Genomic DNA, 13,247 nt, shown 5'->3' on the forward strand with positions numbered 1-13,247 from the left:
TGCGGATTAATGGTCGGTGTAACTTACCAATCGCGCGGAGAGAAGAGGAACGATTTCCCTCACCCCAACACTTCCTCCTTTCGTGAAGCCATGTGCGCTTAAATACCTTGCCAGTGGGTATGAGTATCGGAACAATCGCGCGTAAAGCGGTGGCTTACCCTTGCACTCACCCCGACCCTGGAACTTATCGTAAAACTATGTGCCTGAATGATCGGGCTATGAGCGGAAAGAGCCTCACACCAATGCGTGGGGGCAGGGGAATAGTCCTCACCCTAACCCCGGTTCCGGCACTTATCGTAAAGCTATGTGGTTGAATGATCCGCCTATGAGCGGTAAGAGCCTCCCTCCAGTTCTGGTGCTTGTCGTAAAATTATGTAACTGAGTGGCCGCAGCATGGTTGGTGTACCTTCAAGTAGCGCTGAGCTGGTTGGTTTTCTTCACCCTTACCCCGTTTTTGGTAGATATCGTAAAGCCATGTAGTTGAATGATCGGGCTATGAGCGGAAAGAGCCTCCCACCAATGCGTGGAGGCAGGGGAATAATCCTCAACCTAACCCCAGTTTCGGCACTTATTGTAAAGCTATGTGGCTGAATGATTGAGCTATGTGCGGTAAGAGCCTCCTACCAATGCGTGAGGGCAGGGGGATGATCCTCACCCTAACCCCAGTTTCGGCACTTATCGTAAAGCTATGGGGCTGAATGATCGAGCTATGAGCGGTAAGAGCCTCCCATCAATGCATGGAAGCCAGGGGAATGAGCCTCACCCTCACCCCAGTTCCGGCACTTGTCGTAAAACTATGTAACTTGGTGCCCACAGCTTGGTTGTTCTACCTTAAAGTAGCCCTGAGAGGGTCGATTTGCCACACCCTTACCCCGTTTATGTTAGTTATCGTAAAACTATGTGGGTGAATGACCGGGCTGTGAGCGGTAAGAGCCTCCCACCTTTGCGTCGAGGGCAGGGGGATGAGCCTCACCCTAACCCCAGTTTCGGCACTTATCGTAAAGCTATGGGGCTGAATGATCGAGCTATGAGCGGTAAGAGCCTCCCACCTTTGCGTCGAGGCCTGGGGAATGAGCCTCACCCTCACCCCAGTTCCGGCACTTGTCGTAAAACTATGTAACTTGGTGCCCGGAGCTTGGTTGTTCTACCTTAAAGTAGCCCTGAGAGGGTAGATTTTCCACACCCTTACCCCGTTTATGTTAGTTATCGTAAAACTATGTGGGTGAATGAACGGGCTGTGAGCGGTAAGAGCCTCCCACCTTTGCGTCGAGGGCAGGGGGATGAGCCTCACCCTCACCCCAGTTCCGGCACTTGTCGTAAAACTATGTAACTTGGTGCCCGCAGCTTGGTTGTTCTACCTTAAAGTAGCCCTGAGAGGGTCGATTTCCCACACCCTTACCCCGTTTATGTTAGTCCTTGTAAAACTATGTGGGTGAATGAACGGGCTGTGAGCGGTAAGAGCCTCCCACCTTTACGTCGAGGGCAGGGGGATGATCCTCACCCTCACCCCAGTTACGGCACTTATCGTAAAGCTATGGGGCTGAATGACCGAGCTATGAGCGGTAAGAGCCTCCCATCAATGCATGGAGGCCAGGTGAATGAGCCTCACCCTCACCCCAGTTACGGCACTTATCGTAAAGCTATGGGGCTGAATGATCGAGCTATGAGCGGTAAGAGCCTCCCATCAATGCATGGAGGCCAGGGGAATGAGGCTCACCCTCACCTCAGTTTCGGCACTTATCGTAAAACTATGGGGCTGAATGATCGTGCTATGAGCGGTAAGAGCCTCCCACCAATGCGTGAGGGCAGGGGGATGATCCTAACCCTCACCCCAGTTTCGGCACTTGTCGTAAACCAATGTAACTGAATGGCCGCAGCTTGGTTAGTGTACCTTCAAGTAGCTTAGAGAGGGTCGATTTTCCTCACCGTTACCCCGGCTCTGCATCTTTTCGTAAAAGCATGTACGATCAAGTGGCCATGAGTAATGGTACAACCGTGCGTAGAGCGGCGGTATATCCTTACCTTACCCTCACCTAGAAGAGAAAGTGATCACTATAATTAGTGAGATTGAATGTCGGGGCGTGGGGCACGCTCAGCTGCAGCATTTAAAACACTGGGAAGGAAGAGGCAGTTTTCCTCTCTCTTACCCGAATTCACCGCTTTTCGTTCTGGCATTTAGGATCAGCATACTTGGTTAATGGATATGGGGTATGTAGGCCGGTAAAGTCCAAAGAGGCCTGCGCTACCTTGGGCCTTGCCTCAAACAACCTTCACAAAACATATGTTCCCAATAGATAACCATGGTCGATAGCACCATCACTGGAGCAGTGTCACAGGGCCACTAGCAGTAAAACTAAGCATATTTGGACTAAACCTTACCACCACTTTGCTCGCGTGTCGTATGCGCTACTAGTGCTGAGGATCACGTGGTAAGAGCACGAATCTACATGTAATGTGCCACTCTTTGAGACCGATTCAATGCACATAGTCAAAATGCACAAATAGCTTTTGCTAACCACAAAATGGGCACAAACGGTCAATAATTTCCCCGGTCAACCATGTATCAGAACCCGGCTGATCTCGGTCCAATAGATCACCGATCTGTTTTACTCACACAAGCAACAACAATGCTGTGGATAAGCTGTGAATCTACCATGATCATAGTTCCAGCATTCTTATGATCATGCTTTCGTGGTACCCTTGATCATCTTTCCGACTGGTAATCGTAGGGTGAGGAATTTTAATCGTAAATAGAGCGCCATTTTTAGTAAGGTGAGCAATTCACCTTGTAAGGTTAGTTATTTTTAGAGTGGTTTGAGAAAAAAACACCGTAACGCCAGTTACGTAGAAATCAAACCTTCCCCGCCTAAGTTCATGATATAATACAAATTATACATAATAGAGTTTAACAATTGGGTACTACAAGATAGAAGAAGTAAGTTGAATGTATTAAATAGAAAGAAGAATAAGATCAATATAAAGATCAATAGATCAGTTATTAGAAGCAATGATCATTTTTTTCTGGTTTTTTTTTGATATATCTCTAAAATGGGGTGAGTACAACATAGATTTACACGACTTTGACGGTTACAAATGGACCTTATTACAGAACTTTCATATCCTCTTGAGCTTGGAGATGCAAAATTTGTTAGTTATGCCACGGCCAAGGAAGGAAGTAGATTGCATGTGTCTCCGGATTTGACCATTGATGCGTTTGCTCGTGATTGCTTTACAGCACGACAGCACGAGAAAATTGCTCATCTCCTCGAAGTCTCTCGTCCCTTGTTAGATGCACAGCATACAGTATCTCGTGATACCTTGGTTGAGTCTTTGAGCATGACTAAGAAAGTGTTAGAGGGCTTGTTGACGACATTGAGGAGTAAAAGTGCTCTTTTGCCCGTAGTGTTTCAGTTTAATGATGGCTCATATCATAATCGTGTAGTCATTGAGTCGTTACAAGGCATCGGTTCACCACCATCAAAGGGCAGAAGTGCTAAGCCTTCGAAAAAGGTCTCCGCACGTAAACTTAACTCCGTCCTTCTAGAAAAAGGCCAGCTACCTGTTCCGCCACGACGTGGTGGTAAGCCAACTGCTACGGGGGTGACTGTTAAAAATGGTTTGGACTTTAGTGCTGTATTAAAAGCGCCAACTAGACCAAAAACCAAGCTAACTGTTGCCGAGTTGAAGCGCAAAGATGAGGATTTTTTAGCTAAAGTACAAGTTTATGACGATCATAATAATAAACATTTTGTTCCTGTCGCTGTCAGAACGCGTGGCAAAACGATGGACTCTGACGACCTAATGGTAGTGCATGCTATTACCGCACTTGTTTCTGCATACCATCGTCACCACTTTAGTTCCTATTCCTCTAAAGATGAAAAACCAATTAATGTCACCCCTATTCGTTTAGATTATGTGCTCGAAGTTATGGGGAAGGGAAAGGGCCATAACCAATACGCTTGGTTAAAGAACTGTCTTGCTGCTATTACGGATACTACGTTCGATACACTAGCATACAAAGAATATAACTTTGGCTTTCTGAAGTCCGGTTGGGCCTCTGAAGAATTTCGATTTCTAACTTTAACTACCATCTCAGATACCCGTGAAGAAGTTGATTCTGTTGTAAACCCAGACGCTCCACGCTTTGACATTATTGATAGCTCAGACACATGCTATTACATTACCTTAGATAAGACACTATTTGAATCTGTCATATATGACCCTGAGTTATTCGTCTATCCAACAGACTTACTCTCAACAAATTCGAGCATGTTTTTTCTATATGCTCGGCTAAGAAACCTATTTGGCTCAAGAAATGCGAAAAACAAGCGTGTTCCTATAGACACCGAGTTTGGCATGGACCCTTATAATGGTGGTAGCACAGGTAAGAAGCGAACTTTCGACTTCCTCAGTTTCGATATGTTACTTGGCACTTCAAAAAGACCTAGCTTTAGTGATAAGTGGACTTATTTTCGTCGCCAAGTTAATGATTTGAATAAACCAAAGCATCAATCTGATGTTTGCTACGCCCATATCTCTGAGGATAGAGCAGAACCGTTACGCTTCTTCCTTTTCGGGTACGAGTGCGAAGTGAATCCAAAAACTTGCGAAATTTCAGTCATTGAGCATACTGATCTCATGATAGCGCTGTGTAAGAACAAGCTCGATTATGACATTGAGTTCGGTGATAGAGCCCCCGTCGCATTTCCAAATACTCATGCTCTTGATTTTAAGGCTGTTCACAAGACCATTCTTAAAAAACACGGAATTACGATTGAACGCTTTAAGTTTCATGTCACCTACACTTTACCCTGTGGCACTACCTTCATTCAAAGCAACTATATGACGAATGTCGATCGAGCTGAATTGGTTGGCGGTATTGCCAATGATAACGAGGTTATTAAAAATGTGGTTAAATTCGTTATTGATGACAACTTCGAGATGATTAACCATCTAGAATCTGATGGCCGTATTATCTCATTAGATGACTTAAATAACTTATATGCTTTAACTGATTACAACATGCCTCTTGACGAGAACCGCATAAAACTGATCATACGACTAAACCGAAATGCCGTTATATTGTCTGAAATCGTGAACAATATTGACACCGGTTTTAAAAATCTATCATCAGAGGTTATGGATAGATTGCTGAAGATTTTTCAAGAGTATGATCCTCGCTTTTCCAAGGATAATGCCTAGAACTTTTCCTACTTTTCATATCGATCAAAATTTCAATAAACTGATGATGTTGTCCGGGTGGGTAACATCATCTTATTTCGATCAGTTGCCCACTCTGCCAGTTCTACTTCAACATCCCTTGTAAATTCCTACATTTCGATCACTTGTTTCGTGATGCCTTCCCGTAAAATTTAAATAGGACGGCAATTGAAAGGACAGGTAAGACTAATGATGAGCCAATTCCAATATTTAACAATGTTGACTGACTCTGCCATGAAGAGTGAGCTATCTGGTATGCAAATTGATGAGAACGAGCAAATAACCGCCTGCGTTATCCTTAATACTGAAGAGGGTAGCACTAAATTCGGCAACTGCGTGTTAGTTGATAAGAGTGGGACAATGAACTATCTCTCTGAAAATAGCGGTGAAGGAGTGGTTTGCGCCAAGCCTGTCGAATGCTTCGAATGCATAACTAGCTCTCGGGATGAAGCCTTGCGCGCAAAAGACCATTTTAAAGAAGGCATAATCAATGCTGTTGCTTTGTTTAACCCAACTGCCGCTGAGCAACACTATAGTGACTTAAAATAACAAGTCGATTTTTCCATTTTCCAACCAGAGGTTTAAGCATGATGGAACAGGAGATGAGAAAGAAGCTGCAATGTTTATTATCTTTAAATCTATCACTACTAGGCTTAGCTGTGGCTTTCACCGTGATGGCTCTAGACGTTAACGTCGCAGCAAGAACAGTAGCACTAGTTGCTGCGTTGTACAGTGGTTGGGGTTGCTGTCACTCACTTGCTGCTATTGCCAAGACAGCAGGCGCAAGTACACGTTGATTATCCCCGATTTCAGATAATAAGTGCGACATTCATGGGATGGTGTAGAAGAGGAAGCCAACTGCTGAAAGTGGTACGCTCTTCTCGCCAAAGAAACAAGCAGTACTACCATGAATTATCAGCAGTTGACCGAGGGCAGAAGATACCAGATTTCTGCTCTTTTGGAACGGGGAATTTCAGTTTCTGAAATCGCTAAAACAGTTCAGTGCCATCGCTCAACGGTTTATCGAGAGCTAAAAAGAGGGCGTAAGAGCAATCATTACTGTCCAAGCACGGCACAGATGGCGTCCATCACCAGACGAAGAGCTGCGCTTAAGTACCGAATACCAAAGGAGCGTGTTGACTTTATTCGTCTTCTTCTAGAGGCAGATTGGAGTCCAGAGCAGATATCCAACGTCTTAACGAAAGCCGGCGCAGCTGTCAGCCATGAGTGGATTTATCGCTTTGTTGCTCGGGACAAACGCTCGGGTGGCAAGCTATATCGCCACTTGAGGCAAGGTCATAAGCGGTATCGTCGTGGTAAAAAAGAGAAAGCTCCGGCGATAAAGAATGCCGTTTCGATTGATGATAGGCCAAGCATCGTAGACAGCAGAGAGCGGTTTGGTGACTGGGAAATTGACACTGTTCTCGGGAAGCATGGCACAGGCGCAATGGTAACTATTTTAGAGCGCAAAACACGGTTTTACTTGGTAAAGAAAGTACCATCGAAGTCAGCCGATGACGTTACCCAGGCCACAATAGAGCTACTGATGCCTTACAAGGAGCATGTGCATACCATCACCGCAGACAACGGGCGAGAGTTTGCAGGTCATGAAACTATCGCAAAAAAGTTGGAGGCAGATGTGTACTTTGCTCATCCCTATAGCTCTTGGGAGCGAGGTGCTAATGAAAATGCGAACGGCCTTTTAAGGCAATATGTGAAGAAAGGAACCGACCTGTTGACAGTGACGGACATTGATATAGAGTTCGCTTTATCGCGGATAAATTATCGACCAAGAAAGTGTTTAGGCTTCAAACAGCCAGCCATTGTATTTAACAAAATGGCTTTGGCTGCTTGATATTGGAGAGTGTCGCACTTCGCAGTTGAATTCGGGTCTAACTAACATTGGGATCAGGTTATGAAGCAGACTCACAGACACAAAGGTAATGGCCTTCGATATCATTTTGATGGTTCGCAGTGGTGGTATTTATCGCCATCTTATAATGAGTGGCGAAAGGCTGAGTTCGTCGTTGAATCTAAAATGGTGGAGTTGTAAAACGTAACCATAACTTGATCAGCTATTCAAATATCATCAGGAAATTTTATAAGGAATTAATATCTCATGGAACTGAATTTCTCTAATGAAGAACATACTATGTATCGAGTGGCAAAAATTTCTAATGACAACAACGTTATTAAGCTTTTTGTTCATAACACCAACAAGGCTTCTGATAAATATGGTCACTTCTTCCTGATTATCGGTGACGATGTTCTTATTCAGAATGATAAGGACTATTGTATAGATCCGGTAAGTATTGAAGAGGCGTTTGCGGAGGTATCAGATGAGCCAGAACTTGCACTCAGCCTGTTTCGTGATGTGGTGCTAGAGGTTATGGCACAGTAGCTTTCGTTGCTTAATCACAACTTAGATATAATAGCTTTGAGCATGCCCCCAGGTTTGCTCAACGCTTTTTTCGATCTTTATGGAGCTGGTCAAATATGGGATCAAACTAAACTTACTTTTTCCGGTCATTGATACCTGCGACCTGCAACCTGTGAACGGAATTCTGTATTTTTTCCTGCTTTCTTATCCAAATGACTGATCACTTGTTTCGAATCGCCGAGCGTTATTATTAAAGCCTATCCAATATCACTCACTACTAAGGCGACGCTATGACAACTTCTACTGCTGTTCATTCTAACTCTGCTACTGCTCCAATTCAGGTTCCATATATCCGTGATCAAATTCACCCATGCTTCGATGAGCTGAATGCCGCTTTTGTGGAGGATGGCGCTATGCTAAGTATGTTCACGGTCAACTCTAACGAGCTAAACATCGTTGCATCTAATGTCGACGCGAAGATGGTAGAAACCGTAGAGTCAGCACCAATGTTCGCGAGTGTCGCCGTTACAAAGTCTAATGGGATCTGCTTGATGGTTAATTTTATGGGGCCAGACGAGCTGTATTTCGACCTACCTATGAACGTTCACGTCTACCCTGAACACCTCCGTGATGTATCAATGTCATTTGATGAGAATTCGCGAGTAGGTCTGCCTATTTTCCTCACTTGCAGAACGACTAAGAAGATTCGTGCAATTCGCTTTGTAACACTGCCGCTTCAGTGCTCGCAGCGTCTTCTTACCGCAGCAAAGCTTCAGCTTGATTCGTGCCCATCACAGGTGGCGCGTGAGATTGACCAAGTGTTCAGCTTTTCACCAGTAGTGCTCCGTCAGAACAATCCTTTGGAGGCTTGCGGTGTTTAGGACAGTCAACCTTCTAGTGAACTGCTCTGGAGCAAAAATTGATGGTAGCTGTTTAGCTGCCATCGACCTCTATGACAGTGCAATTTTTCGGTCGATCCGCTCTCATATTGAGCGATTGCGTAACTCGCCCGCGGTTAAGCTAAATGTGCTTATTCTGTCTGCCAAATATGGCATCGTAGCTGCTGATGATTTGATTGATAACTACGACCTTCAAATGGCAGATCAAGATGTGGATAGCTTAGTTTCGTCGACACACCGCCAGTCGTTTGACCAGTTACGAGATCTCGATGGGGAGCTGTACGTGATGCTATCAAGACAGTACATGGTTGCCTGGGACAAGTACCTAACTTGCTTCCCCAAAAGCGCCCTCAAGCGCTTTGATTCCGTCTATGAGAGCCGTAACCACTGTGGTATCGGGCAACTTAAAGGGCGCATCTCTAAAGTGCTCAAGCGCGCTGACAGCCAGTTCCGACCTTTACCTTACCGTTCAGGTGTATCAAATGATGGTGAACTAGGTTACTTGGCAGCAGGGCAGTCGATAGGTATCAGCCTCGCCAACGTCAACACCACAAAGCTCTCTTTCTTGCGCCGTGTGTTAAATGGCATCGAATCAAATAGTGGAACCCGACTATTTATAGATAACGGTTTGATCAAGTTGCTTAATTCAGGACAAGATCAAGGCATCGATGAACGCTGGGTGTTTGACGAGTATAAAGCGATTGCTGAGATGGTAAGCAAGAATGCTCGGCAGCAAATTTGTTGCGTTATCCCCGATTCCATTGACAGCTATGCTGAGGCGCAAAGAATCGTTGCAATGCACAGGCAGCTCATTATTGATCTGATGGATATGGGAATCGAGATGATATTACCTATCCATAAACCGTCTGATAATGAGAACATCTCTATTGAAGAACATGCTCACGATTGCGCGCTGATGTTAAATAACCACGTAAAATTGGTGCTTGGCGTACCGTGTTTGAAAAAACCGGCTTCGAAAACACGACCTTCTATTGATCTGCGACTTCCCTCAGAGTTTATCGAGCGGCTTTTTCAGTTGAAGTCGGGAGACCACCCATTATTCGCAAGAGTTCACTACTTGGGGTTGAGCGAGGTCTCATACAGCCACAAGCACATTCGTTTTTCTCTCGCTCGGATGTACGGGCTAGAGTGCACGATGGATGCCAATAGAACCCCTGCGCTTTTTGGGGTCGGTTCCGTGGGTCAGGTAAAAGCCGTAGAGCTTGATGAAAAGTATCGAGATATGCAGCGTAAGGTGGCGCCGGTGGCGGATGTAATGCGATCAGACGTATTTCTATCCCACGACTATGAACTTGAGTCTGGCGACAGTGAGCGCGCGGGTATTGTGACTGAGCGCTTCTACGATCTGCTTTCAAGCGATCCCGAGCAATGGTATGAAGTGTGGAATTATGTAATGGCAGGTCATGGCTTAGCAATGGACTATGCAGCTTTCGCCGATGAAGAGGAGGCTATTGAAAAGGCTTGGGAGCTAGTGTCCTTTAGTCCACTAGCAGATCGTGTGTTGTTCCGAGGGCTAAAACTTTATTGCCTTTACTACCTAGACACCTTTCGCTCATATTTGACGACTGTTGCCATGTCGACCGCTGAAAAAAGGTTTAGCGTGATTGCAAGCCTGTTTGAAGGCACCGAACTGAGTAAGCCGATCAATGATTGCTATCAGTTGGAGATGGCGGTTTAGCGTTCGTGGGTCATGCAAGTTCATTATCAAGGTGACCTACATCTTAATTATTCTTGTGAGGGTGCTGTATGGAATTGGTAACAAAGAAAGTGTTGCTTGAGTTGGAGCAATCGCATATCACAACAGTTTCAAACAACCTTTCTGCACTTATTAGCAGAGGGTTCAAGGTGGTGTTTGATAGAGATTCGTGCTCAGGTGTGGCAAGTAAATCTGATCTCGAGATCAAGTTTAGTATTGGAGGTGAAAATGTGTATTTTGATTACAGTGCCAGCACTAAGTATGGGGTTGAGGTCTTTATTGAGAGGCTGACTGAGCTTCACCGAAATTTAGATTAATTAGACCTGCACGATATAAAAGGGTTATTTGCAATATCAACATGAGTATTCAAATAAGGGATCGAGAAGAAAAGGTGAGTAGCCCGCCAGTCGAGCACTCACCCAAGATAAGTATGATAGTAAGGGGATAGTATTTTAAAAGTCACTAAAAGAACTAGAATCGTCAAAACTAGAATATGAGGTCGATGAGAATGAATCGTCAAAAGTACAGCCTATATCCGTTGTTGAACTAGAGTGTTCAAACCCACCGTTACCAAAATCCAAAGATGGAGTAAAAGAACCGTTGTTATGTAGTCCCATTTGTTCGCAGTGATGATAGTTCTCAAAGTCGTCTTCGAGAAAAGAACTTCTTGCACGTAAGATCCCAAAACTGAAAATATCAGATCGGGTGCTCTGTACAATGTCAAAGACATCTGTAGTAGTCATAGGGTCAAAGTCTCTAGACTTAGCAGCAGATAGGTGCGCCTGTGCATACGAATTGACTTTAGCGTGCGAAGGGACTTTAAATCTTCGGGCAACAATAGCAACCGCCTCTGACTCTGCTTGTTCATTGTTTTCAGCCGAGCTAACAACAAAGTGCGTTAGTGCTGCCCACACAGCCTCTCTTAAATCATCAGCCCTTCTGATCTGTCCATCATATAGGTATGTTGGTCGAGTAAGGAAAAAGTCCATAGGTAAGCCACAGTTAGTCTTGATCGCATCAACCAATTTAGTGACTTGCACTAATACCTTAGCATCCGTGACCATCAGACGTTCGATAGTTGCTAAGACCTGATCGCGCACATTATTCTTAGTACTGCTGTTGATATTAAATTTCTTGTAGGTGCTGACAAGCGCCTCAAGTTCATCGTTGATTTTGGCAACGTTAGTATGATGCTTGTCAAACAACCGTTTGATAAACGACTTAATCACTGGAGATTTAGTGTTAGAAATCAGAGAGCGGATGCTGTTGGCTGTAGTTAGTTGTGTATAGTCACTGCCATCACCTGACAACGTATTTACTGATGTGAACGCAGGGTTGAAGGTCTCGACATTGCTGTAACTTTGCTGATACATTAGCTTTTCCTTAATCTCTTTGCTTGTAGTCATTATATCAACAGTTCCCTTAGTTCAAGTCTCATCTAATTGAGATCAACCACTAGCTGAAACCAGCAATATCAATAGCTAGCGACCACATACCACTATAAACGATCGAGTCGACATAAAGTAGCTTTCTCAATCCAATATTAGGTTAAGCGACTTTTGATGTAACAGCATTTCCTTCAATTGTCCTCTGATTGCATTTGTTCAACCAAATACTCGATCACTTGTTTTGGGGTGCAGTTCGGTAAAATTAACCTATCTAACTCTCCAACTAAAACGGTGTAACTAATGGAAATTGTGTTCAAACGAGCATCGGTTTTTGCCTTTTACCTATCACATCCTGCAAGCCTAACCAAAAGATCCGATAAAGAGCACACAGAGCATGTAGCTATAGGCGTGCGTAAAGGTGGCATAGCAATTATAGGGACGGGATTAGTTGGAAGTTTTGAGCGCATAGTACCGAGCGAAGAAGTGGACGTTTTGCAAGAAGGTGCTTTCACAGTAGATGCAAAACGCATCGTTGGAATTGTTAAGACCTTTGGAGATAAGCCACTCAAGTTAGTTCTTCGCAAGGATGAGAAGTCGACCCGACTATTGGTTTCATGTGGTCGTTCTAAGATCACGGTGAGAGAAGTAGGTGAGGCAAGTAAATACCCCCAACCGAGCACTGTGATGGGAGAGCGCGAGGTGTTCAACGTAGATATTGCTAAGTTCCAGAGAGGTCTTAAAATGTGCCTCACTACTATGCCGACTCAGGATGCCAAAGCCTATCTGAACGGTATCAACGTGACGATCAAAGATCGCCAGATGACCTTTGTTTCCACCGACACACACAAGCTGACAGTTTTTAAACAAGCTATTGATGGGATAACACCACTTGAGCAAGATATTAGCTTTACCATCCCTTGTGAGAGCGTTCAGACGCTTTTATCAATGCACGTAGAGACAAATACAGCGCTGCTTGAGGTATCGCGCCAAGCAATGGCTTTAACAGTGTCATCTTTGCGTTACCAGTCCAAACTCTACAGTGATCAGTATCCAGATATTGCACCAGTACTGCCGACTGAAACCCGTGGCGGTGCAGTGGTAGCAAAGTCAGAGCTTGCAGCGGTGATCTCGCGTGGCTCAGAGGCGTTTGAAAAGCGTAGTAGTGATGGAAAAAAGCAGATACCGCGAATTGAGTTGAGCTTTAACACCGACAATACGATCACAACGGCACTTGGAAAGGAGAATGCGCCTGTCGCAACAGATGAAGTAGAGGTGTTCCAAGCCCAAATACCAGTCTCAGCATCAACGGCTATGAACTATCGCTCATTGACACGGTGCGCAAGTTCTATACATACCGAGCAGGTCTCTTTAGTCTTGGGCGTAATGAAGCAAAGACAAGCGTCAGCACCAGAGCAACTAACTCTGCTGCTTTCGCCAACTCAGCAACTCACGGGTGAAAATTACTTTATTATGATGATACCGATGCGTTGATCAGAGAGTTCTACGAAACACTGTTTCGCAAAGATAAGCTCTCGTGGTTTGAGCATATAAACTAAAAAAGGGACTAACCTAACGGCAGTCCCTTTTTCAATTACAATTGAATCTTCGGTAGTAAGTAAACGAAACCTGTTCTTTAGATCTAA

10 protein-coding genes are annotated in these 13,247 nt (G+C 44.6%); 9 read left to right on the forward strand and 1 reads right to left on the reverse strand.

Annotated elements, in window-relative coordinates:
• Window positions 1-3,093 precede the first annotated feature (3,093 nt).
• The 8 genes from ACZ5R2_RS23215 to ACZ5R2_RS23250 all read left to right on the forward strand — a co-directional run bounded on the left by ACZ5R2_RS23215 (window position 3,094) and on the right by ACZ5R2_RS23250 (window position 10,533).
• Window positions 3,094-5,202: a replication initiator protein RctB domain-containing protein gene (locus ACZ5R2_RS23215; RefSeq protein ID WP_464900567.1), complete on the forward strand. Its 2,109-nt coding sequence runs from the start codon at window positions 3,094-3,096 to the stop codon at window positions 5,200-5,202.
• A gap of 207 nt (window positions 5,203-5,409) precedes the next feature.
• The gene (locus ACZ5R2_RS23220) at window positions 5,410-5,769 is read left to right on the forward strand and encodes a hypothetical protein (RefSeq protein WP_464900568.1); all 360 of its coding nucleotides are present in this window, start codon (window positions 5,410-5,412) and stop codon (window positions 5,767-5,769) included.
• Window positions 5,770-5,822: 53 nt separating this feature from the next.
• A complete protein-coding gene (locus tag ACZ5R2_RS23225; RefSeq protein ID WP_464900569.1) occupies window positions 5,823-6,017 on the forward strand; it encodes a hypothetical protein in 195 nt (64 codons plus the stop codon).
• Window positions 6,018-6,127: 110 nt separating this feature from the next.
• Entirely contained in the window at window positions 6,128-7,075 is a 948-nt protein-coding gene (locus tag ACZ5R2_RS23230) for an IS30 family transposase (protein WP_464900570.1), read from the forward strand.
• A gap of 264 nt (window positions 7,076-7,339) precedes the next feature.
• Window positions 7,340-7,621: a hypothetical protein gene (locus tag ACZ5R2_RS23235; protein ID WP_464900571.1), complete on the forward strand. Its 282-nt coding sequence runs from the start codon at window positions 7,340-7,342 to the stop codon at window positions 7,619-7,621.
• A gap of 269 nt (window positions 7,622-7,890) precedes the next feature.
• Window positions 7,891-8,481, forward strand: a complete 591-nt coding sequence (locus ACZ5R2_RS23240; protein WP_464900572.1) for a hypothetical protein — start codon at window positions 7,891-7,893, stop codon at window positions 8,479-8,481.
• Window positions 8,474-10,198, forward strand: a complete 1,725-nt coding sequence (locus ACZ5R2_RS23245) for a DUF6884 domain-containing protein (RefSeq protein WP_464900573.1) — start codon at window positions 8,474-8,476, stop codon at window positions 10,196-10,198. The genes ACZ5R2_RS23240 and ACZ5R2_RS23245 overlap by 8 nt, the downstream gene beginning before the upstream one ends.
• A 68-nt stretch (window positions 10,199-10,266) precedes the next feature.
• On the forward strand, window positions 10,267-10,533 hold the full coding sequence (locus ACZ5R2_RS23250) for a hypothetical protein (protein ID WP_464900574.1): 267 nt from the start codon (window positions 10,267-10,269) through the stop codon (window positions 10,531-10,533).
• 135 nt (window positions 10,534-10,668) lie between these two features.
• Here the strand turns inward: ACZ5R2_RS23250 and ACZ5R2_RS23255 are convergent, their stop codons facing one another.
• Window positions 10,669-11,589: a hypothetical protein gene (locus ACZ5R2_RS23255; RefSeq protein WP_464900575.1), complete on the reverse strand. Its 921-nt coding sequence runs from the start codon at window positions 11,587-11,589 to the stop codon at window positions 10,669-10,671.
• 315 nt (window positions 11,590-11,904) lie between these two features.
• Here ACZ5R2_RS23255 and ACZ5R2_RS23260 point away from each other — a divergent pair, with 315 nt between their 5' ends.
• Window positions 11,905-13,095, forward strand: coding sequence for a DNA polymerase III subunit beta (locus ACZ5R2_RS23260; protein WP_464900576.1), 1,191 nt, complete (start codon window positions 11,905-11,907; stop codon window positions 13,093-13,095).
• Window positions 13,096-13,247 lie beyond the last annotated feature (152 nt).

It is taken from the genome of Vibrio sabulosilitoris (assembly GCF_055391395.1).

Bases quoted from the DNA above. Each gene is read 5' to 3' on its own strand.
- ACZ5R2_RS23255 (WP_464900575.1), bottom strand. From the start codon at position 11,589: ATGTATCAGCAAAGTTACAGCAATGTCGAGACCTTCAACCCTGCGTTC.
- ACZ5R2_RS23215 (WP_464900567.1), top strand. From the start codon at position 3,094: ATGGACCTTATTACAGAACTTTCATATCCTCTTGAGCTTGGAGATGCA.
- ACZ5R2_RS23240 (WP_464900572.1), top strand. From the start codon at position 7,891: ATGACAACTTCTACTGCTGTTCATTCTAACTCTGCTACTGCTCCAATT.
- ACZ5R2_RS23250 (WP_464900574.1), top strand. From the start codon at position 10,267: ATGGAATTGGTAACAAAGAAAGTGTTGCTTGAGTTGGAGCAATCGCAT.
- ACZ5R2_RS23230 (WP_464900570.1), top strand. From the start codon at position 6,128: ATGAATTATCAGCAGTTGACCGAGGGCAGAAGATACCAGATTTCTGCT.
- ACZ5R2_RS23260 (WP_464900576.1), top strand. From the start codon at position 11,905: ATGGAAATTGTGTTCAAACGAGCATCGGTTTTTGCCTTTTACCTATCA.
- ACZ5R2_RS23220 (WP_464900568.1), top strand. From the start codon at position 5,410: ATGATGAGCCAATTCCAATATTTAACAATGTTGACTGACTCTGCCATG.
- ACZ5R2_RS23225 (WP_464900569.1), top strand. From the start codon at position 5,823: ATGAGAAAGAAGCTGCAATGTTTATTATCTTTAAATCTATCACTACTA.
- ACZ5R2_RS23235 (WP_464900571.1), top strand. From the start codon at position 7,340: ATGGAACTGAATTTCTCTAATGAAGAACATACTATGTATCGAGTGGCA.